Source organism: Serratia sp. HMSC15F11, from assembly GCF_001808215.1.
Classification (GTDB): domain Bacteria; phylum Pseudomonadota; class Gammaproteobacteria; order Enterobacterales; family Enterobacteriaceae; genus Serratia; species Serratia nevei.
Window position 1 is genome coordinate 225,484 of the sequence record NZ_KV792497.1, and the last position, 18,906, is coordinate 244,389.

The 18,906-nt window shown below is 58.3% G+C and carries 22 protein-coding genes and 1 pseudogene; 13 read left to right on the top strand and 10 right to left on the bottom strand.

The window, feature by feature from the left end:
• The 12 genes from fliJ to HMPREF3138_RS27410 all read left to right on the top strand — a co-directional run bounded on the left by fliJ (window position 1) and on the right by HMPREF3138_RS27410 (window position 7,520).
• The gene (gene fliJ / locus HMPREF3138_RS20730) at window positions 1–447 is read left to right on the top strand and encodes a flagellar export protein FliJ (RefSeq protein ID WP_033647768.1); all 447 of its coding nucleotides are present in this window, start codon (window positions 1–3) and stop codon (window positions 445–447) included.
• On the top strand, window positions 444–1,676 hold the full coding sequence (locus tag HMPREF3138_RS20735) for a flagellar hook-length control protein FliK (protein ID WP_038876877.1): 1,233 nt from the start codon (window positions 444–446) through the stop codon (window positions 1,674–1,676). Before fliJ ends, HMPREF3138_RS20735 begins: the two co-directional genes overlap by 4 nt.
• 438 nt (window positions 1,677–2,114) lie before the next feature.
• A complete protein-coding gene (fliL, locus tag HMPREF3138_RS20740; RefSeq protein ID WP_070559261.1) occupies window positions 2,115–2,600 on the top strand; it encodes a flagellar basal body-associated protein FliL in 486 nt (161 codons plus the stop codon).
• Between the two features lie 5 nt (window positions 2,601–2,605).
• Window positions 2,606–3,610 (top strand): flagellar motor switch protein FliM, encoded by a 1,005-nt coding sequence (fliM, locus tag HMPREF3138_RS20745; protein ID WP_025303254.1) that lies wholly within the window; start codon window positions 2,606–2,608, stop codon window positions 3,608–3,610.
• Window positions 3,603–4,019, top strand: coding sequence for a flagellar motor switch protein FliN (fliN, locus tag HMPREF3138_RS20750; protein ID WP_038876868.1), 417 nt, complete (start codon window positions 3,603–3,605; stop codon window positions 4,017–4,019). The genes fliM and fliN overlap by 8 nt, the downstream gene beginning before the upstream one ends.
• Window positions 4,019–4,423, top strand: coding sequence for a flagellar biosynthetic protein FliO (gene fliO, locus HMPREF3138_RS20755; RefSeq protein ID WP_038876866.1), 405 nt, complete (start codon window positions 4,019–4,021; stop codon window positions 4,421–4,423). The genes fliN and fliO overlap by 1 nt, the downstream gene beginning before the upstream one ends.
• Window positions 4,420–5,181, top strand: coding sequence for a flagellar type III secretion system pore protein FliP (gene fliP / locus HMPREF3138_RS20760; protein WP_038876864.1), 762 nt, complete (start codon window positions 4,420–4,422; stop codon window positions 5,179–5,181). Before fliO ends, fliP begins: the two co-directional genes overlap by 4 nt.
• A 21-nt stretch (window positions 5,182–5,202) precedes the next feature.
• Window positions 5,203–5,472, top strand: a complete 270-nt coding sequence (gene fliQ / locus HMPREF3138_RS20765; protein WP_004934803.1) for a flagellar biosynthesis protein FliQ — start codon at window positions 5,203–5,205, stop codon at window positions 5,470–5,472.
• 2 nt (window positions 5,473–5,474) lie between these two features.
• The gene (fliR, locus tag HMPREF3138_RS20770; protein WP_033632754.1) at window positions 5,475–6,257 is read left to right on the top strand and encodes a flagellar biosynthetic protein FliR; all 783 of its coding nucleotides are present in this window, start codon (window positions 5,475–5,477) and stop codon (window positions 6,255–6,257) included.
• Between the two features lie 354 nt (window positions 6,258–6,611).
• Window positions 6,612–6,746 (top strand): stationary-phase-induced ribosome-associated protein, encoded by a 135-nt coding sequence (gene sra, locus HMPREF3138_RS26860; protein WP_004934807.1) that lies wholly within the window; start codon window positions 6,612–6,614, stop codon window positions 6,744–6,746.
• A 358-nt stretch (window positions 6,747–7,104) separates the two neighbouring features.
• Window positions 7,105–7,371, top strand: a complete 267-nt coding sequence (locus HMPREF3138_RS20775; RefSeq protein ID WP_038876860.1) for a hypothetical protein — start codon at window positions 7,105–7,107, stop codon at window positions 7,369–7,371.
• Between the two features lie 14 nt (window positions 7,372–7,385).
• Complete coding sequence (locus HMPREF3138_RS27410; RefSeq protein ID WP_256388283.1) at window positions 7,386–7,520, top strand: hypothetical protein; 135 nt, start codon at window positions 7,386–7,388, stop codon at window positions 7,518–7,520.
• Between the two features lie 379 nt (window positions 7,521–7,899).
• Here HMPREF3138_RS27410 and flgL read toward each other — a convergent pair whose 3' ends face one another.
• The gene (gene flgL, locus HMPREF3138_RS20785) at window positions 7,900–8,859 is read right to left on the bottom strand and encodes a flagellar hook-associated protein FlgL (RefSeq protein WP_038876856.1); all 960 of its coding nucleotides are present in this window, start codon (window positions 8,857–8,859) and stop codon (window positions 7,900–7,902) included.
• A 59-nt stretch (window positions 8,860–8,918) separates the two neighbouring features.
• Window positions 8,919–10,568: a flagellar hook-associated protein FlgK gene (gene flgK / locus HMPREF3138_RS20790; protein ID WP_038876854.1), complete on the bottom strand. Its 1,650-nt coding sequence runs from the start codon at window positions 10,566–10,568 to the stop codon at window positions 8,919–8,921.
• On the opposite strand from flgK, the gene HMPREF3138_RS20795 reads away from it, so the two are divergent.
• Window positions 10,561–10,845: a hypothetical protein gene (locus HMPREF3138_RS20795; RefSeq protein ID WP_038876852.1), complete on the top strand. Its 285-nt coding sequence runs from the start codon at window positions 10,561–10,563 to the stop codon at window positions 10,843–10,845. The two genes, flgK and HMPREF3138_RS20795, sit on opposite strands and share 8 nt — an antisense overlap.
• 7 nt (window positions 10,846–10,852) lie before the next feature.
• On the opposite strand, the gene flgJ is transcribed toward HMPREF3138_RS20795, so the two are convergent.
• The 8 genes and pseudogenes from flgJ to HMPREF3138_RS20830 form a co-directional block, all read right to left on the bottom strand.
• Window positions 10,853–11,797, bottom strand: a complete 945-nt coding sequence (gene flgJ, locus HMPREF3138_RS20800; protein WP_038876850.1) for a flagellar assembly peptidoglycan hydrolase FlgJ — start codon at window positions 11,795–11,797, stop codon at window positions 10,853–10,855.
• Window positions 11,797–12,897, bottom strand: coding sequence for a flagellar basal body P-ring protein FlgI (locus HMPREF3138_RS20805; protein ID WP_038876847.1), 1,101 nt, complete (start codon window positions 12,895–12,897; stop codon window positions 11,797–11,799). Before HMPREF3138_RS20805 ends, flgJ begins: the two co-directional genes overlap by 1 nt.
• 145 nt (window positions 12,898–13,042) lie before the next feature.
• Entirely contained in the window at window positions 13,043–13,744 is a 702-nt protein-coding gene (gene flgH / locus HMPREF3138_RS20810) for a flagellar basal body L-ring protein FlgH (protein WP_038876845.1), read from the bottom strand.
• A gap of 82 nt (window positions 13,745–13,826) precedes the next feature.
• Window positions 13,827–14,609 carry a flagellar basal-body rod protein FlgG gene (flgG, locus tag HMPREF3138_RS20815; RefSeq protein WP_004934819.1) on the bottom strand — a complete coding sequence of 261 codons (783 nt, stop codon included), beginning with the start codon at window positions 14,607–14,609 and terminating at the stop codon, window positions 13,827–13,829.
• An 18-nt stretch (window positions 14,610–14,627) separates the two neighbouring features.
• A pseudogene (locus HMPREF3138_RS20820) lies at window positions 14,628–15,116 on the bottom strand (flagellar basal body rod protein FlgF); the annotation flags it as partial.
• 179 nt (window positions 15,117–15,295) lie between these two features.
• Window positions 15,296–17,266: a glycoside hydrolase family protein gene (locus HMPREF3138_RS26485; RefSeq protein ID WP_070559263.1), complete on the bottom strand. Its 1,971-nt coding sequence runs from the start codon at window positions 17,264–17,266 to the stop codon at window positions 15,296–15,298.
• A gap of 9 nt (window positions 17,267–17,275) precedes the next feature.
• On the bottom strand, window positions 17,276–18,151 hold the full coding sequence (locus HMPREF3138_RS25845; protein ID WP_083301498.1) for a tail fiber assembly protein: 876 nt from the start codon (window positions 18,149–18,151) through the stop codon (window positions 17,276–17,278).
• Entirely contained in the window at window positions 18,151–18,906 is a 756-nt protein-coding gene (locus HMPREF3138_RS20830) for a phage tail protein (protein WP_070559264.1), read from the bottom strand. Before HMPREF3138_RS20830 ends, HMPREF3138_RS25845 begins: the two co-directional genes overlap by 1 nt.

Consider the following 18,906-nt stretch of genomic DNA (forward strand, 5'->3'; position numbering starts at 1 on the left):
ATGAAATCACAATCTCCCCTGATTACCCTGCGAGATCTGGCGCAGGATGCGGTGGAACAGGCCGCACAACAGCTGGGTCAGGTACGACAGGCGCAGCAGGCGGCAGAGCAGCAGCTGTCGATGCTGCTCAACTATCAGGACGAATACCGCCAGAAGCTGAATCATACGCTCTGCGACGGCATGGACAGCTCACGCTGGCAAAACTACCAGCAGTTTATCGGCACGCTGGAACAGGCCATCGACCAACACCGCCAGCAGCTGCTGCAGTGGGGGCAGAAAGTGGATCATGCGGTGAAGCAATGGCAAGACAAACAACAGCGGCTGAACGCTTTCGAGACCCTGCATACCCGCGCTCTGACGGCGGAGCAGCAGCAGGAGAACAAACGGGATCAAAAACTGATGGATGAGTTCGCTCAACGCAGTGCACAAAGGAATATCAACCCATGAATCTGAACGCCCTGCCCGGCCTGGCCTTACCCGGCGACGCCGGCGGCCTGGCCGAACTGACGTCGGCGCTGGATGAGAGCCAGCTGTCGTCCGCTTTCGCCCAGCTGCTCGGCGCTCGTTTCGCGCCCGCCGCCGACGGCAAACAGCCGCCGGTCGCGCTGAGCGCGGACGAAGAACGCGCCCCGGCCCTGAGCCGCAACCAGCTCAATCAACTGCTGGCCACCTTCGGCGAGCGCGGCGGCCTGCTGCCGGGCCAGACCGTCTCAGCCGACGCGCTTTCAGCTGAGGGCGCCGAGGGCGAAGCGCCCGCCGCCGGCGACAAACCGGCGCAGCCGCCGATCGCCGCCGCCAAAGAGCTGGATGCCGCAACGCTGCAGGCGCTGTACGCCATGCTGCCGGCCGCGATCGTCGCCCAGGCGCAACCGGCCGAAGGCCAACGCTCGCTGCCGGTGGATAGCGCTGACGAAGCGACTGCGCTGCAGCCCGGCAATGGCCTGCTGAACATCGCGGCGGCCGGTGATAAAACCGCCGCGCGTTCATCGGCATCCCCCGCTCCGTCGCTGACAGGGGCGAAAACGTCGGCTACCGACGGCGATAATGCCAAGGCGGCGCTCCCGCAACCGACCAACGGCGAACGTGCAAGCACCGCACAACCGCTGCCGGCGAGCGATGCGCAGCAGCCACCGACGCTCAACCACGCCGTCGCCCTGGCCGCCGCCAGCCCAACGCAAACGGCCGCTCCTGCCAGCGCACTGGTGACCGCACCGCCTGCGCCGCAGCTCAACGCGCAGCTGGGCAGCCCGGAGTGGCAGCAGGCGTTGAACCAACAGGTGCTGATGTTCCACCGCAACGGCCAGCAAAGCGCCGAGCTGCGCCTGCACCCGCAGGAACTGGGCGCCCTGCAGATCACGCTGAAACTAGACGATCAGCAGGCGCAGCTGCACATCGCCTCCGCTCACGGCCAGGTGCGTGCGGCGGTGGAAGCGGCGATGCCGCAGCTGCGGCACGCGCTGGCGGAGAGCGGTATCAACCTGGGGCAGAGCAGCGTGGGCGGCGAGTCCACCCCGCAATGGCAGCAGCAGGCGCAACAGCAGGCTTCCAACGGCCAGGGGCGTTCCAGCTATGCTGAACATCATGGCGGTGACGGTGCAGCCGCCGAGGGCGTCAGCGCACCGGCGGCGCTGCAGCGTATGGCCAGCGCGGTCAACGGCGTCGATATTTTCGCCTAAGCCGCCGCAAACGCCCAAGCTGGCACCCATTTGCGCGTCTATTCAGGCTATTGCACGCCGCAATAGACGCGATAATACCTTTACCCGTCATACTTGAAGCTGCATCTTTGTTGGCTGCATTTGCGCGCCCCAGTCACATAGTTACCTATGCTCCTGGGGACTTACAAATTTGCCGCCGCGATGCAGCCCCAATTATTTTGGGTAAATTATGTCGTGCGTGCGGCTTTTATACGCGCTATGTACCCGATATCCGCGAGATACTCGGTTGCAGCTTGAAATATCAAGTATATATGCCCTATGGATTTCAAGTTGCAGCTAGGCGGCCAGCGCATGAGTCCCCAGGAGCTTACTCAAGTAAGTGACTGGGGTAAGTGCGTGCAGCCAACAACGCTGCGGCTTGAAAGACGACGGGTATAACAACAGGAATTAGATTTGGCTATGTCTCAGAACTCCCTTCCGGCAGCACCGAAACGCCCCCTTCTGGTCATCCTGCTGGTCTTGATCAGCGTCGTCGCCTGTGGCGCCGCGGGCTACAGCTGGTGGCTGCTGCAACAGCATAAAAACGGTGCCGAACCGGCCGCCGCCAAACAGCAACCGCCGGCCGCGCCGGTGTTCATGCCGCTCGACACCTTTACCGTCAACCTGGTGACGCCGGACAACATCCCGGATCGCGTGCTGTACATCGGCCTCACGCTGCGTCTGCCGGACGAAAGTACCCGCCGCCAGCTGAACGATTTTCTGCCGGAAGTGCGCAGCCGTCTGCTGATGCTGCTCTCCCGTCAGGAAGCGAGCCAGCTGGCCAATGAACAAGGGAAGCAACAGTTGGTGGCGCAGATTAAGGACGTGCTCAGCCCGCCGCTGGTTAAGGGACAACCGAAGCAGGTGGTCAGCGACGTGCTGTTCACCGCCTTCATACTGCGGTAATCACTATGGGCGATAGCATTCTTTCACAGGCAGAGATCGACGCCTTGCTCAACGGCGACAGCGCGGGTGATGAACCCGAAGCGATAGTCGGCAAAGAGAGCGAGGTCAAGCCTTACGATCCGAACACCCAGCGCCGCGTGGTGCGCGAGCGTCTGCACGCGCTGGAAATCATCAACGAACGTTTTGCCCGGCAGTTCCGCATGGGGTTGTTCAACCTGCTGCGCCGCAGCCCGGACATTACCGTCGGCCCGATCAAAATCCAGCCGTATCACGAGTTCGCCCGCAACCTGCCGGTGCCGACCAACCTGAACCTGGTGCATCTGAACCCGCTGCGCGGCACCGCCCTGTTCGTGTTCGCGCCGAGCCTGGTGTTCATCGCCGTCGATAACCTGTTCGGCGGCGACGGCCGCTTCCCGACCAAGGTCGAAGGCCGCGAGTTCACCCCGACCGAACAGCGGGTGATCAAGCGCATGCTGCGCCTGGCGCTGGACGCCTACGGCGACGCCTGGAGCGCCATCTACAAGATCGACGTAGAGTACGTGCGCGCCGAAATGCAGGTGAAGTTCACCAACATCACCACCTCGCCGAACGACATCGTGGTCACCACGCCGTTCCAGGTGGAGATCGGCGCGCTGACCGGCGAGTTCAACATCTGCATTCCGTTCGCGATGATCGAACCGCTGCGCGAGCTGTTGACCAACCCGCCGCTGGAAAATTCGCGGCAGGAAGACAGCCACTGGCGCGAAACCCTGGTGAAGCAGGTGCAACACTCCGAACTGGAGCTGATCGCCAACTTCGTCGATATCCCGATGCGGCTGTCGAAAGTCCTGAAGCTGCAGCCGGGCGATGTATTACCGATAGACAAGCCGGAACGCCTGATCGCCCATGTGGACGGCGTACCGGTTCTGACCAGCCAATACGGCACGTTGAACGGGCAATATGCCCTGCGTGTTGAACATTTGATTAACCCTATTTTGAATGCTCTGAGTGAGGAACAGCCCAATGAGTGATCCTAAGCAACCGTCTGGCGAAGGAAAGGAATCCGTAGACGATCTGTGGGCTGATGCGTTTAACGAGCAACAGTCGACAGAGAAATCCGGCGCAAGCACCGAAGGGGTGTTCAAGTCGCTGGAAGCTCAGGATGCGCTCGGCAGCCTGCAGGATATCGACCTGATCCTGGATATTCCGGTCAAGCTGACCGTGGAACTGGGGCGCACCAAGATGACCATCAAAGAGCTGCTGCGCCTGTCGCAAGGCTCGGTGGTGGCGCTGGACGGCCTGGCCGGCGAGCCGCTGGACATCCTGATCAACGGTTACCTGATCGCACAAGGTGAAGTGGTGGTGGTGGCCGACAAGTTCGGCGTGCGCATCACCGACATCATCACCCCGTCCGAACGCATGCGTCGACTGAGCCGCTGATGACCGTCGCGGCGCCCGTTACCGTCCAAAGTACTCAACCACCCGCCGCGCCGGCCTTGCCGGCCGGTTCGGTGTTGATGCAGGTCAGCAGCGCGCTCGGCGGCATTCTGCTGCTGATCCTGCTGGCCGGTTGGCTGTTCCGCCGGCTGGGCTTCGCCCCGCAGGCGCGCAACAACAAGCTGCTCAACCTGCGCGCCAGTTGCCAGGTCGGGCAGCGCGAGCGCGTGGTGGTGGTGGAAGTCGACGATACCTTGCTGGTATTGGGCGTCACCGCCCAGCAGATCACCCCGCTGCACACCCTGCCCGCCCCGCCGAAAGACGAGGGTGCGGCCGATGCGGCGACGCCGGCGGACTTCCGCCAACTGATGCAAAAAGTTCTGAAACGCCCGGAAAAATCGGCATGACCTCGACTCTTCATACCCTCGTCCGCCGTCCGGCGGTTTGGTTCCCTGCCGCCCTGCTGTTCATCAGCCCGGCGGCTTTGGCGCAACTGCCGGGGCTGATCAGTCAGCCGCTGGCCAACGGCGGCCAAAGCTGGTCGCTGCCGGTGCAGACGCTGGTGCTGTTGACCTCGCTGACCTTCCTGCCCGCCATGCTGCTGATGATGACCAGCTTTACCCGCATCATCATCGTGCTCGGGCTGCTGCGCAACGCGCTGGGCACCCCGTCGGCGCCGCCGAATCAGGTGATGCTGGGGCTGGCATTGTTCCTGACCTTCTTCATCATGTCGCCGGTGTTCGACAAGGTCTATCAGGACGCCTACCTGCCGTTCAGCCAGGACAAGATCGGGCTGGAGGTCGCGCTGGATAAAGGCGCACAGCCGCTGCGCGAATTCATGCTGCGCCAAACGCGCGAAACCGATCTCGCGCTGTACGCCAGGCTGGCCAATCAGCCGCCGCTGGCCGGCCCGGAGGCGGTGCCGATACGCATCCTGCTGCCCGCCTACGTCACCAGCGAACTGAAAACCGCCTTCCAGATCGGCTTTACGGTGTTCATTCCGTTCCTGATTATCGACCTGGTGGTCGCCAGCGTGCTGATGGCGCTGGGGATGATGATGGTACCGCCGGCCACCATCTCGCTGCCGTTCAAGCTGATGCTGTTCGTGCTGGTCGATGGCTGGCAGCTGCTGCTCGGCTCGCTGGCGCAGAGTTTCTATTCGTAACCCCCGATCGGAGAACGCGAGATGACACCTGAATCGGTTATGGCGCTCGGCACCGAGGCGATGAAAGTGGCGCTGGCGCTGGCCGCGCCGCTGCTGCTGGCGGCGCTGATCAGCGGCCTGGTGGTCAGCCTGCTGCAGGCCGCCACCCAGATCAACGAAATGACGCTGTCTTTCATCCCCAAAATTCTGGCGGTGGTGGCCACCATCATCATCGCCGGCCCCTGGATGTTGAACCTGCTGCTGGACTACATGCGCACCCTGTTCAGCAACCTGCCCACCCTGATCGGCTAACCGTGCTCACCTTCGACAGCGCCCAGCTCACCGTCTGGCTCAGCCACTATTTTTGGCCGCTGCTGCGCATTCTGGCACTGATAAGCACCGCGCCGATATTCAGCGAAAAGCAAATCAGCAAAAAGGTCAAAATCGGCCTTGGCGGGCTGATCGTCATCCTGATCGCGCCGACGCTGCCCGCCAGCAATATCCCGATCTTCTCCGCCGCCGGCCTGTGGCTGGCGATTCAACAGATTCTGATCGGCGTGGCGCTGGGATTGACCATGCAGTTCGCCTTCGCGGCGGTGCGCCTGGCGGGGGAAGTGATCGGCATGCAGATGGGCCTGTCGTTCGCCACCTTCTTCGATCCCAGCGGCGGCCCGAACATGCCGGTGCTGGCGCGCCTGCTCAACCTGCTGGCGATGCTGCTGTTCCTCAGCTTCGACGGCCATCTGTGGCTAATTTCGCTGCTGGCGGACAGCTTCCACACCCTGCCTATCCAGACGCAGCCGCTGAACGGCAACGGCTTCCTGGTGCTGACCCAAGTCGGCTCGCTGATCTTCATCAACGGCATGATGCTGGCGCTGCCGCTGATCTGCCTGCTGTTGACGCTGAACATGGCGCTCGGCTTGCTCAACCGCATGACGCCGCAGCTGTCGGTCTTCGTGATCGGCTTCCCGGTCACCATGACCTTCGGCATCATGACGCTGGGCATGATGATGCCGATGTTGGCCCCGTTCTGCGAGCATCTGTTCGGTGAAATCTTCGATCGGCTGGCGGCGGTGATCGGCGGCATGACCTTCTAAGCCCCTGCTCACCCCCTTCCTCCCCCGTTTTCGCCTGAGACAAAATGGCAATAAAAACGCTTTCTTGGGACAAAAGCCTGAGAAACGTCTTTTATCCGGATTAAGGTTCAAATGTCTCCGGTGGCTTGAATAAATAACACCCTGACCTAGAATAGACCCGGCAACAAAAAATATCGCCTTGCACCCCTTATTTTTTGCAGCGATAACGTACGTTTATCTCGAGTAAAAAATAAGAATAACACAGCCACGCATTGTTAAATGCGCGGCAGATAACTTACACCCTGAATAAATGCGTCCGGCGCCCGCCGGCTGCAGGGCGCAGCATCGACCTTTGCTAACCACAGGAGCGAGATCATGATTAAAGCGAAAAGCAACCGCAAAGCACGCCGGTTATTCGGCATGGCCCACTGGAAGAGCAACAAATTTAAAGTTGCCATCAGCGAAACGGCCGCTGGTGAAAAATGGAAAGTGGTGAAGAAAAAGAAATAATCCCGTACGGTTTTTAGCAAAACATTCCGGGTTGCGCCCGTATCCGGCCTCTGCTGCGCCATTCGACGCAGCACCGGGACGGCAACCCGGCTCCTGCCGTAACCGGCATTGATCACCCGTCGGCAAGTCATGTCGACATCCTGTGCATTTCATTGTCAGGAATGAAATAATGCAGCACGTCGCCCTCGCTGACACGCTAAATTTAAAGATAATGCATTAATAATTTGCTTTACTCACATCTCTTATTTATTCACTGACAAGAAAAATCGATTTCCCACCTTATTCCCCCAGCGTTATATTGGAAGAAACCTTGCAGACAGCACACTGCAAGTCTCGCCCAAATATAACCGGTGTAAATATGAAGATAAAATTCCAGCTGAGTGATTTATTCATCAGCGGCATCGCCCTTTTGATCATGAGCACTATTTTAAATACGCTGGGCTTTTCCTGGGGGTTATTTGTTCTTCCGCCTGGCGTCGATAGTTTCGTCATCATCCCGTTTACTTTATTTGGCTCATTGAAGTTGGCCGAGTGCCTCTATACGCCAATACGGTGGCTGTTCAATGAGAGCCGCAAGCCTCAAATCGAAAACAACAACCCTAAAAATAACGCCAAGTCGCGTTAACAGGCGATCGACCTATGTTGAGAGAACTGGCCAGAGAAGAAATGCAACGGATGGGCGGTGCCGGCGACGGCAATAACGGCGGCGACCGAGATCGCGACTATGGCCGAAGCTCCTACGGCGCGCAGGCGAACGGCTTCCAGCCTAATTGAGCGGCTAAAGGCTATGGGCTATTTCAGGATCCTTGTACCGGCTCGGTGGTTACCGGTGCCATTGCCATGGCCGGCGCCCTGGCCAGCCGTAACGGCAGTGCGATTGGCACTGCGGCGGCCTCAGCCTTCGTCAACATAGGCAGTCAATGCACTAAAGGGTCCGGCAACGATCGCGGCGTGCCTTTCCGCTAAGGCTTAAGGTGAATGGGGAACACGCAGACAAAAAAAGGCGCGTCACTCAGTCAGTAGTGGGAGAACGAGCGACGCGCCAAACGAGTGCGCCCGGTTTCAAGAAGCCTCCCTCCCCGCGGGGCGGAGAAGGCGTTTTCTAAGCGCACTAAAGGGAAACCCGTCGCGGTCAGGCAACGGGGTCTTGCTCTTAACGATTCATCTGGAACAGCGACATACCCTGCATATCGCTGAAGGTTTTATACGACGCCTGCAGCGCCGCCTGCTGCATAAAGTAAGACGAGATAGACTCAGCCAGATCGGCGTCCGTCAACGCGCTCATCTGGACCTGGTTGGTCATGTCGCGCTCTTTACCGATGCTGTCCAACTGATCCATTTCCTGCAGCTGGCTGCCCAGCTCGGCGCGCACGCTCAGCACGTTGTTGTAGGAGTTGTCCAGGCCGCGGTTGGCTTTCGCCAGCGCATCGTTCACCTGCTGCTTGGTGGCCTCATCGGCGCCCTGCAGCGGTGTTTTCAGCGCGTTCAGCGCGATATCGATACTCTCGAACACGTTGCTGACCGGCGCGCTGCCGTCAGGCTCAGGCTTCGGGTTGCTGGTCAACGACATGAACACCGCGTTGCCGGTATGGCCGATGGTCATGGTGCGGTTGGCGTCCACCTTCTGCTGAACCGTCTTGTCGCCGCCCTGATAGCTGACGGTGCCGCCGTTGTCGACAAACGGCGCCTTGTCGTTCACGTATCCGCCGAACATATAGCGGCCGTTGCCGTCGGTGCTGTTGGCCTGGTTCAGTAGCTGATCTTTCAGCCCCTGCAGTTGGGTGGCCAACGACTGGCGGTCGTTATCGCTTTCCGTGCCGCCGGCGTTGACGATCAGCGCTTTCATGTCCGCGATGGTGGACGTCGCGCCGGCCAATACCGTTTCTTCCATCGAGACGCTTTGGCGAGCGAAAGTACGCGCCAGCGTGTATTGGCTGTTTTCCGCCTGCGACTGCGACAACATCACCGCGCGCGACGCCGCCAACGGATCGTCGGACGGGTTGATCACTCGCTTGCCGGAGGAAAGCTGCTCGGCGGCCTTCATGAACAGCGACTGGTTGCCCGTGATGCCGTTCATGTTTTGTTGGTACATCATGCCGGTACTCATGCGCATGCTGTGGGTTCCTTACTCTGAGCGACCGGCGCCGTTATCGGCGCCGGTTAACAATGAAATCAACGAATTTTCAGCAGCGCATCGAACAGCGAGCTGGCGGTCTGAATCACCTGCGCGTTGGCCATGTAGTACTGCTGGAAACGCAGCAGCTCGCCGTACTCTTCGTCAAGGTTAACGCCGGACATCGACTGCTGTTGCTCGCCCAGCTGCGTGACGATCTTGGCCTGCGAAGTGGCGATCGCCTTGGCGGCAGCGGTCTGGTTACCGACGCCGCTGACGATGCCGGCGTAAGCGCCGCTCAGGGTCGCCTTGCCGTCCACCAGGTTTTTGGTCTGCAGATCCAGCAGCTTCTTGGCGTTTTCGTTATCGCCGCGGCCGCTGTCGTCTTTACCGGCGGCGGCGATCTTGGACGAATCGGTGATGGCCACTTTCAGGTTGCCCGCCACGTCGCTGACCGGCTTCACGGTGAAGCTGTCTTTAGCCTGCGCATTGCCGTCGATGCTCACTTCCAGCCCATCGAAGTTCAGCGTCGGTTTGCCGTCCGCGCTGGTGCCCGGCGTGGCGTTGACTTTCACGTTGTCCGGCAGGCGGCTGACCTGCCAGTTGCTGCCGTCGAACTCGACGCGATAATCGTTGGCCTTCACCTTGCCGGTGTCGGTGTAGGCGACCGACAGCGACGCGTCGCCGGTGTTGCGGGTGTTATCCACCACCCGGCCACCGCTAAAGCTGAAGAAGTCGCCGCCTGCATCGCCGTTCAGGTCGAAACCGGCGCGATGCTGCTGGTTAAAGCTGTCCGCCATCGCCAGCGCCAACTGGCCCAGCTGATTGCGCACGCCGTCCAGCGTCTCGCTGCGGAATTTCAGCACACCGCTCAGCGTGCCGCTGGTGATCTGGCCTTCCGGCACTTCGCTGGCGCCATTGCCGCGGTTATAACCAATGGTCAGGCGGGAAGGATCGCTGCTGGAAGGCATCGCCTCCACCTGGTAAGTGTTGCTGCCCTGCACCAGGGTCAAACCGTTGGCGAAGGAGACGGTATAGGCGTCGCCGTCCTGTTGCGTGACCTGCACGCCCACCAGCTGATTCAACTCGGTAACCAGCTGATCGCGCTGATCCAGCAACGCATTCGGCTCGCCGCCGGCGCTGCCGCGCAAACGGGTGATCTCGTCGTTCAGCTTGGCGATCTGTTGGCCGTAGCTGTTGATCTGCTGCGCCGTATCGCTGATCTGCTGATTGACGCCGTTGTCCATGTCGCGCAGGAATTTGTCGGTGTTATTGAACTGGTTCACCAGGCCGTTGGCCTTGCCCAACACCGTCTGGCGCGCGGCGTCGTCACCGGCGTTGCTCACCAGGTTCTGCAGGTTGGTGAAGAAATCCTGCATGTTGGTCGACAGCGGGTTGGTTTTGCTCGCCAGCAGGTTGTCTATCTGCGAAATCTTCTCGTAATAGGCGTTTTGCGCCCCGAAGGCGCTTTGCGCGCCGCGCAGCTGGTTGGTGATGAACTGGTTGTACTCGCGGTTGACGCTGGTGACGGTCACGCCGTTGCCGATAAAGCCGCTCATGGTGGCCATGCCGCCGTTCTGCGCCAGGATCGCGGTCTGGCGGTTATAGCCCGCCACGTTGTAGTTGGAGATGTTGTTGCTGACGGTACTGAGCGCCACCTGAGCCGCATTCAGCCCGCTCATCGCGGTATTGATTAAGCTATTGGACATCGGGATTCCTTATGCTGCGGCGCCGGTGGCCCACAGGGTTCTAATTGAGCTGCTGAGCCTGTTCGCTCAGCCTGTCTCGGTTATCGGCAAAAATGAGAAGAACTTGAGGAAAAAAAGCGGCAATGCGGTCAGCATCCAGCCAGCCTTCATTACCGCCTATCCCCTCAATAATTGGCGTCGCAGCAAGGCGACAAGCAAGGGCGTCCCCGGGAGCCTGGTTAAGCCAAGTGACCGGGGCGAGCTTGTGCAGTCAACGCCGCTGCGGCGTCAAGCCTGACGGGGATTTAGAACAAATCTTTCAGATCGTGGGTGTAAGCTTTGACCGCCTGTTCCCCCGCGCTCTTCATCTGCTGAATCACGCTGACCAGTTTGCTGGCGTACTGCGGATCGGTGGCGTAGCCGGCGCGCTGCAGCGCATGCGCCGCCTGTTCCGGGCTGCGCGCGGCGGCCACGTCGGCATAGCGCGGGTTGTTGGTCAGCAGCTTGACGTAATCGGCGATCGCCTCGACGTACGAGCCGTAGACGCGGAACTTCGCCTTCACCTTCTTCGCCGCACCCTGTTCGAACTCGGTGGTGGTGATCTCCGTCACCGGCCCGTTCCAGCTGCCGCCGGCCTTGATGCCGAACAGGTTGTAGCTCGGCGTGCCGTCCGAGGTCGGGATCTCGCGCTGCCCCCAGCCGGACTCCAGCGCCGCCTGCGCGACGATCAGCTGATGCGGAATGCCGCTCTGCTGGCTGGCGACCTTCGCCGGTATCGACAGGCGAGCGACGAAGTTGCCGTTGTTGAGCGACAGCGGCGCGGCGGCCGGCGGGGCTTTCGGCATCGCGCGGCGCACCATCTGCTCCAGCGCCTGGTTCGGCAGCGTTTGCAGCACCTCGTTGTCCAGCGCCATCGGCGACAGGCCCGCCGTTTCGCTCGGCACCGTGTTGGCGTTGCTCATCTGCTTGACCATCATGTCGGCCAGCCCCAGCCCTTTTTGCGACATCTGCTGGGCGATTTGCTGGTCGTACATCGAGGTATAGAGCCGCGTTTGATCGCTGCTCAATACCCCGTCCTGCGGCAAGGCGGAACGCATGCTTTTCAGCATCATCTGCACGAACATGCCTTCCACCTGCTGGGCCACCTGCTTGAGGTTGCCCTGTGGGTCGGCCGCCGCATCGCGCTTCAGGCCATTCAGCGCCTGGGCGTCATAGGCCGCGCCCGACATCGCCATCAGATCGCCGGCCATCAGATGATTTCCAGCTTGGCGCGCAGGCAGCCGGCGCTCTGCATCGCCTGCAGGATCGACATCAGATCGATCGGCGTGGCGCCCAGCGCGTTCAGCGCGCGGATCACGTTGTTCAGGTTGGCGCTGGCGTTCACCTTCTGCAGCGATCCGCCCTGCTGTTGCACCGAGATCTGGGTGTTTGGCGTCACCACCGTCTGGCCGCCACCGAACGGCGTCGTCGGTTGGCTGACGGTGTTCTGCCGATCGACCACCACCGACAGGTTGCCCTGGGCGACGGCGCAAGAGTCGAGGATCACATCGCGGTTCATCACCACCGACCCCGTGCGCGAGTTGATGATCACTTTGGCATCCATCGCCCCGACGTTGACGGTGATGTTTTGAATCTCCGCCAGGAAGCGCACCTGAGAGCTGTTGCCCTGCGGCACCAGCACCTGGATCGTGCGGGCGTCGAGCGGCGTCGCGGTGCCGCCGCCGCGTTGGCGGTTGATGGCGTCGCTGATCTGCTGCGCCAGCGTGAAATCTTCGTCGTTCAGCTGCAGGTTGAGAACGCCGCCGCTGCCGAAGGTGGTCGGCAGCTCGCGCTCGATGGTGGCGCCGTTGCTGATGCGCCCGCCCGCCAGCTGGTTGACCTGCACGCTGCTGCCGCCGGCCGCCGCGCCCGCGCCGCCGACCAGCACGTTACCCTGCGCCAGCGCATAAACCTGGTTATCCACGCCTTTGAGCGGCGTCATCAGCAGGGTGCCGCCACGCAGGCTCTTGGCGTTGCCCATCGAAGAAACCACCACGTCGATGTTCTGCCCGGCGCGCGAGAACGGCGGCAGTTTGGCGGTCACCATCACCGCCGCCACGTTTTTCAGCTGCATGTTGGTGCCCGGCGGCACGGTGATGCCCAGCTGCGACAGCATGTTGCTCAGGCTTTGGGTGGTAAACGGCGTCTGCATGGTCTGGTCGCCGGAGCCGTCCAGCCCCACCACCAGGCCGTAGCCGATCAGGGCGTTGTCTCGCACGCCCTGCACCGTCACCAGATCGCGGATGCGCTCCGCCGCCGCCGGCAGACTCATCGTTCCGATCAGCAAAGCCATCAGGATTTTTTTTGTCATTAGAACCTCATTCGCCTTAGCCAAAAGGCGTTATTGTCGCAGGCAGTTTGAGGGCGGACAGCGCGCAGGAAACGGAGCGTACACGCAGTACGTGACGTTTCCGAGCACTGCCCAACCTCAAAATGGCAAGTAAAATAGCCTGTACTCAAAACGGTGAAACATTTAAGAAGAAGCGCTGCAGCCAGCCCATGGTCTGCGCTTCGTTGATATAGCCATTGCCGACGTATTCGATACGTGCGTCCGCCACCTGCGTCGAAGTCACCGAGTTGTTGCCGCTGATGGTGCGCGGATTGACGACGCCGGAGAAGCGGATGAATTCCGTGCCTTGGTTGATGGCGATCTGTTTTTCCCCTACCACGTGCAGGTTGCCGTTGGCCAGCACCTGGTTGACCGTCACCGTAATGGTGCCGTTGAAGGTGTTGTTGGCGTTGGCGCCGCCCTTGCCGCCGAAGGTGCTGTCGCCGGAAATGTCCATATCGGCGCGCGCATTACCCAACAGGCCGTCGAGGTAACGCGGCGAGGTGGCGACGCCGAACTTGCTGGCGCCTTTGCGGCTGGCGTTGGCGGAGGAGCTTTTGCTGGCGCTGACGTTTTCCTGCAGCACGATGGTCAGGGTGTCGCCGACGTTGCGCGGACGGCGGTCCTCGAACAACGGCTGGTAGCCGTAGTTCATCGGCTGCACCGTCTGGAAGATCGAGCCGTTCGGCATCGGCGCGCTGGCCGGCGCGGGCTGCGCCGTGGTCGCGCCGTCCACCAGCGGTTTGTGCGGGATGTAGGCGCAGCCGCTCAGCGTCAGCATCACCATTCCCGCCAGCCAGCGTTGTCCCTGCCGCGGCAGGATTGCCATCGAATATGTGGTTACCACGGGTATCGCCTTTGTTTCACGAAAGAGAATGACGGGCGCGGCAAGCCGGCCCGTCAATGACAGATTACAGTTGCGTCAGCTTTTGCAGCATCTGATCGGAAGTCGAGACCGCTTTGCTGTTGATCTCGTAAGCGCGCTGAGTCTGAATCATGTTGACCAGCTCTTCCGCCACGTTGACGTTGGAGGTTTCCACGTAACCCTGATACAGCAAACCGGCACCGTTCAGCCCCGGGGTGCTCTCGTTCGGCGCGCCCGAGCTTTCGGTTTCCTGATACAGGTTCTCGCCCACGCTCTCCAGACCGCTGTCGTTGACGAACGTGGTCAGCGTCAGTTGGCCTACCTGCTGGGCGGCGGTTTGGCCCTGCTGGGTGACGCTGACGATGCCGTCGCGGCCGACGGTGATGGACAGCGCGTTAGCCGGAATGGTGATCGCCGGCTGCACCTGGAAACCGCTGGAAGTCACCAGCTGGCCGTTCTGATCGATCTGGAACGACCCGTCGCGGGTATAGGCCTGAGTGCCGTCCGGCAGCATCACCTGGAAGAAACCCTGCCCCTTGATGGCGACGTCTTTACTGTTGTTGGTCTGCGACAGGTTGCCCTGGCTATGCAGACGCTCGGTCGCCACCGGACGCACGCCGGTCCCGATCTGCAGGCCGGAGGGCAGCGTGGTCTGCTCGGAGGACTGCGCCCCCGGCTGACGCATGGTCTGATACAGCAGGTCTTCAAATACCGCCCGCTGGCGTTTGAAGCCGTTGGTGCTGACGTTCGCCAGGTTGTTGGCGATCACGTCCATGTTGGTCTGCTGCGCGTCCAGACCGGTTTTGGCAATCCATAAGGATGGAATCATCGGTTATTTCCTTGCTGCTTAACTCATTGAGAGCAGTGAGTTGGCACGCTGTTCGTTTTCATCCACGCTGTGGATGACCTTCATTTGCATTTCAAAGCGGCGGGCGTTGGCGATCATGTCGACCATGGTTTCCACCGGCTTGACGTTGCTGCCTTCCAGCACGCCCGGCATCACCCGCACCTGCGGATCGTTTTGCAACTGATTGCCGCGCTGCTGTTGGGTTTCCGGCGTCAGGCGGAACAGCCCGTCGTCACCGCGCATCACTTCGCGCGCATCGGCTTTCACCAGCTTCAGGCGGCCGATCTGCGCGATGGTGTTCGGCGGATCGCCGGCGTTCAGCGCCGAAATGGTGCCGTCGGCCGCGATGGTGATCTCCGCCGACGGCGGCACCTCGATCGGGCCGCCGTCGCCCATCACCGGCAGCCCCTGCACCGTCAACTGCCCGGTGGAGGAGATCTGAATGTTGCCGTTGCGGGTATAGGCTTCCCCCCCACCCGGCAGGCTCATATTGCGCGCGAAATCATTTGATACCATTTCGAAAATCATTTGAAACTATGCATCGCGGGAACGATAAATTCATTTGATACTAAAATATCGTGTTTGGATGGGGAAAATGGTGAGTATGAAACACCGCGTGAAACAGTACGTCCTGAATCACACGGCGATACTTGATGTTTAAACGACTCTCACTTGGGTCTTGTCGAGGCGAACCAAAGGTCGGATCCCTTTTCAATCCTAATTAGAACACCATCAAACCCAGATGCGCCACCATAGTAAATCCAGTCACTAGGCATCCCCATATGGTTAACATCATTCGCAGCCTTAAGAATCAGGCCTGCAAATGTCCCCATGCCTGACTGAATCACCACATTGAAAAATGTGCCTACTGGCATGTTAGGCAACGCATTGATTGTTATCGTTCCATCGCTGTCAACTATCGTATATGTCCTACCATGTTGCGGTGCCCAAACAATACTTGATGGGTTGATATTGGTTGAACCGGCATCCACCTTAAGTCTGGTTGATGTGTAGGAAGGGTTGCCAATAGCTTCACTCCGGTACACATTATTCAATGATTCGTAAAAGAACTCGATAATGCGGTTATTGCTTACCCCCCAGCCGATGTCCCAGTTACCGCCAGAAACCGCCCCCGTCACCCGCAAGCGAACTAATCGAGAGTTACTACGAACACAGAAATAAAAATTCCTAGGGTAATCAAGGCTTCCTACAACTGACGGCGTGACCAATGAAACTGAGTACGATGCATCAGCCCAATACACAGTGTCAGACTGCGGAATGATGCTACAGTCAGCCGTAATCCTGATGAAATTGACGGGGCGCTCTTTAATCGGGGAGTACCCGCTAATCCCATTTTTTGCATCTGTCAGCGCTTTCAATGCGCCGGGGGATAAATGACCATGTCCACGCTTGACTGAACCGTGGCGAAAGTTAGGCATCCTCAATCGCTGAGGTACTGAGAATGATATGAAATCTGTTGTCGTAACATATTTTATCCCATCAAATGTATCATTCGGATCAAAAGAAATAACCCACGTGGAGCCATTCTTGAGTTGGTAAATTGATGGTGCCTCTATTGATGATTTGAGCAGGTATCCGCTGGCCGCCCCTGTCGACTGAAGCGAAGTTATCGAACTGAGATACGTATATTGACCATCGATTGATGGTGCGCTGAATACATCAAGTATCCCGTAATTCTCTCGCTTAGCAACCTGAATGTATCGTGCGTGGGAGGCATCATACTCGACTACAGCATCAATTCTGCTGAATTTATCTGTAGAACCGTCATGCTCAATGACATGTAGCCGTTTGGGTACGGTAAATGACAGCGTATCGAGATCGGCCAGTTCGGAAATGTATGTACCAAAGTAACGGCCACCTGTGGTGTCATCAACGCCTAACAGAATACTGATAGTTAACTTCAAAGCCCCAGACGGCGGGTCAATAAACAGTTCACCAGCCCATAAGAGACTGGCGGGGACAGTTCCCGAATCCCATGCAACAGTATTGCTACAAATTGCAAAGCTTCCATTCAGCTTTATATCATTTGCCGTCCAGTTTATCAGATCGGAGCTGGTATAAATCGTCAGGTCAACGGTATCAACGGTATTTGAGGTGGTTGCCATCAACCATTTACCTTTGTAAAACACCAAAGATGGGTCACGTGCGCGTAACAATTGGCCTGAAGTCGTGGTTAATCTGACTGGGTCGCCAAACGTCAAACCGTCGTGAGACATGACTAGGTTTAGTGCATTGGTACCATTCTCAAAAAATGCTCCGTAGTAAATGCCTGGGACATTCTTAGAAAACTGTAATGAATCCAGCTCCCCGCCAACAGTTGAACCATTGTAGCCTGAAATATATGCGCCTTCAGCATCTTGTAAATTCGCTCTTAGCCCCGCGTCACCCAAAACAGGGATAGCTCTGCTTAGTTGGTCAAACGAGGATTTATCCGGCTTAATATCGGCCGCTTTCAGCAAATTCAGCAATTCCGCTTGAACAATATTAAACCAATCCGCACCAGGCCAACTGATCCCACCTTGTTGAACTCCTTCACCGAACCAACGAGGAGTATTACTCATAGGTTCTTTTGGCTCAGGCATGTCAGGTACGCCACTTGTATTATCTAAATGAAACATGACGCCTCCTTACGGCTTATCCGGCCAGTTAATATTACCGGTGGATGGCTCGATGCGGTTTAGTTCTAGGCGATAGGCTTCCCACTGAGTTAACTTTGTCAACTCATCTTCAGTGGCAGTTCCTTGACTCACGGCAAATGTAAGCACTGCTATTTGTTCAGTTGCCTCAGTAAATAGCTTGCTTTTTTTGCGGATTGCTAAATCTGATGCGTAAAGTTGCTCGGCAACCTCATCTTTAACCCAACCTTTACCATCCCATACTTCGAATGGCCCCGGTGCATTTAACGTGTAACCTGCTGGTAGGGGACCAACATCCGTAATTGACAAAGGCTCCTTGGTTGAGGTGTTGTACGCAAGCTGTCCTCGCAGGTCTTTTAAATAAGACCATTCACTGCCATTCCAATGGGTTACGAACGTTGGTTTATCTTCTGGTGGTTCAACAAACGTGCAGTTTTCTGGCAATGTAAAATAGGCATCGGGTACAACATGCTTCGTACCATTGCTTTCAAAAAATGCTCGGCCAGAATTGTCTTCTATCAGCTGCCACCGGCCTTTAGAATGCAACAGAACATAACCGGATTCTATTGCGGGAGGCTCCGTAGTAATAGCCCATTCAGGCAATGATTCGCGAGGGCTGGAAATAACAAATCCCTGCCCCCGATCGTTCCAATACTGCGTGCCACGATTATCTTCAATATATCTCCAGGACTCACCAGCAAATATGCCGGTTTCACCCAGGCTTGGTTCGCAGGGAATGTGCGTGGTATTGGCCGGTAAGCCCATATTGGCCGGAATTATCATGAATACGGAGCCAATAAAGATACCATCGTCATCATATTGATAAAGCCACAGTGCCTGCGGCGATGGTGAGAATGAAAATGACATTATGCTAACCTCACAATGGCGTTAAATGCGATGTTTTTGACGGTACTTTCTGCATTTCCAGTAGCCGTAATAGACGCGGTATGCGCATGCGGACCGATGTAGACGGTATGATGGTGGGCTGGAGTGGTACTGGTGTTATTTTTTGTATAGTTGCCGGTGTTATCCGTACCCGTATAAAAGTCGCTCCAGACTGCACCTGGCGCTGCAACCCCCCCCTGATGATAGTGTTCATTGTCGTCGCTGGTCTGTTTGGTACCCAGATCGGTGCTGTTGATAGTAATACCGTGACCATGTGACTTAATGCCGTCCGCTTCATAAGACAACAGCATCCGCCCGCCTGTAGCAGGCAAAAATTTGATAGTCTGGCCGCGCATGTCGGGGATGATGCTGTTCGGGTATGCTTGGCCCAGGCGCGGATAGGCCACAGGGTCAAAACGCTGACCCAGCATCAACGCGAAACCCTTGGGGGCATTGGCACCTGGCCAGGCAAACGCAATACCAGGTGGCAGCATGTAATCCGATGAAAAGATACGGATCGCCCTGGCGAACTGGTCGAACTGTGATTTGTCCGGGGTAATATTGGCCAGTGCCAAAACATTCAGCATTTCCATCTGAATAATATTGAACCAATCAGCGCCGGGATAACTCGGTGCAATACCATCACCACCTTCAGTAAAAAAACGGCGGTCAGTAAAAAGCACGGGCTTAACCGGCGGCATATCTGGAACACTGGAGGCATTATCCAAGTGGTACAT

Bases quoted from the DNA above. Each gene is read 5' to 3' on its own strand.
- fliO (WP_038876866.1), top strand. From the start codon at position 4,019: ATGACCGTCGCGGCGCCCGTTACCGTCCAAAGTACTCAACCACCCGCC.
- HMPREF3138_RS20775 (WP_038876860.1), top strand. From the start codon at position 7,105: ATGAAGATAAAATTCCAGCTGAGTGATTTATTCATCAGCGGCATCGCC.
- HMPREF3138_RS27410 (WP_256388283.1), top strand. From the start codon at position 7,386: ATGTTGAGAGAACTGGCCAGAGAAGAAATGCAACGGATGGGCGGTGCC.
- flgG (WP_004934819.1), bottom strand. From the start codon at position 14,609: ATGATTCCATCCTTATGGATTGCCAAAACCGGTCTGGACGCGCAGCAG.
- HMPREF3138_RS20735 (WP_038876877.1), top strand. From the start codon at position 444: ATGAATCTGAACGCCCTGCCCGGCCTGGCCTTACCCGGCGACGCCGGC.
- flgJ (WP_038876850.1), bottom strand. From the start codon at position 11,797: ATGGCCGGCGATCTGATGGCGATGTCGGGCGCGGCCTATGACGCCCAG.
- fliN (WP_038876868.1), top strand. From the start codon at position 3,603: ATGAGTGATCCTAAGCAACCGTCTGGCGAAGGAAAGGAATCCGTAGAC.
- fliQ (WP_004934803.1), top strand. From the start codon at position 5,203: ATGACACCTGAATCGGTTATGGCGCTCGGCACCGAGGCGATGAAAGTG.
- sra (WP_004934807.1), top strand. From the start codon at position 6,612: ATGATTAAAGCGAAAAGCAACCGCAAAGCACGCCGGTTATTCGGCATG.
- flgH (WP_038876845.1), bottom strand. From the start codon at position 13,744: ATGGCAATCCTGCCGCGGCAGGGACAACGCTGGCTGGCGGGAATGGTG.
- flgK (WP_038876854.1), bottom strand. From the start codon at position 10,568: ATGTCCAATAGCTTAATCAATACCGCGATGAGCGGGCTGAATGCGGCT.
- fliP (WP_038876864.1), top strand. From the start codon at position 4,420: ATGACCTCGACTCTTCATACCCTCGTCCGCCGTCCGGCGGTTTGGTTC.
- fliJ (WP_033647768.1), top strand. From the start codon at position 1: ATGAAATCACAATCTCCCCTGATTACCCTGCGAGATCTGGCGCAGGAT.
- fliL (WP_070559261.1), top strand. From the start codon at position 2,115: ATGTCTCAGAACTCCCTTCCGGCAGCACCGAAACGCCCCCTTCTGGTC.
- HMPREF3138_RS20830 (WP_070559264.1), bottom strand. From the start codon at position 18,906: ATGTACCACTTGGATAATGCCTCCAGTGTTCCAGATATGCCGCCGGTT.
- fliM (WP_025303254.1), top strand. From the start codon at position 2,606: ATGGGCGATAGCATTCTTTCACAGGCAGAGATCGACGCCTTGCTCAAC.
- flgL (WP_038876856.1), bottom strand. From the start codon at position 8,859: ATGCGCATGAGTACCGGCATGATGTACCAACAAAACATGAACGGCATC.
- HMPREF3138_RS26485 (WP_070559263.1), bottom strand. From the start codon at position 17,266: ATGTTTCATTTAGATAATACAAGTGGCGTACCTGACATGCCTGAGCCA.
- HMPREF3138_RS20805 (WP_038876847.1), bottom strand. From the start codon at position 12,897: ATGACAAAAAAAATCCTGATGGCTTTGCTGATCGGAACGATGAGTCTG.
- HMPREF3138_RS25845 (WP_083301498.1), bottom strand. From the start codon at position 18,151: ATGTCATTTTCATTCTCACCATCGCCGCAGGCACTGTGGCTTTATCAA.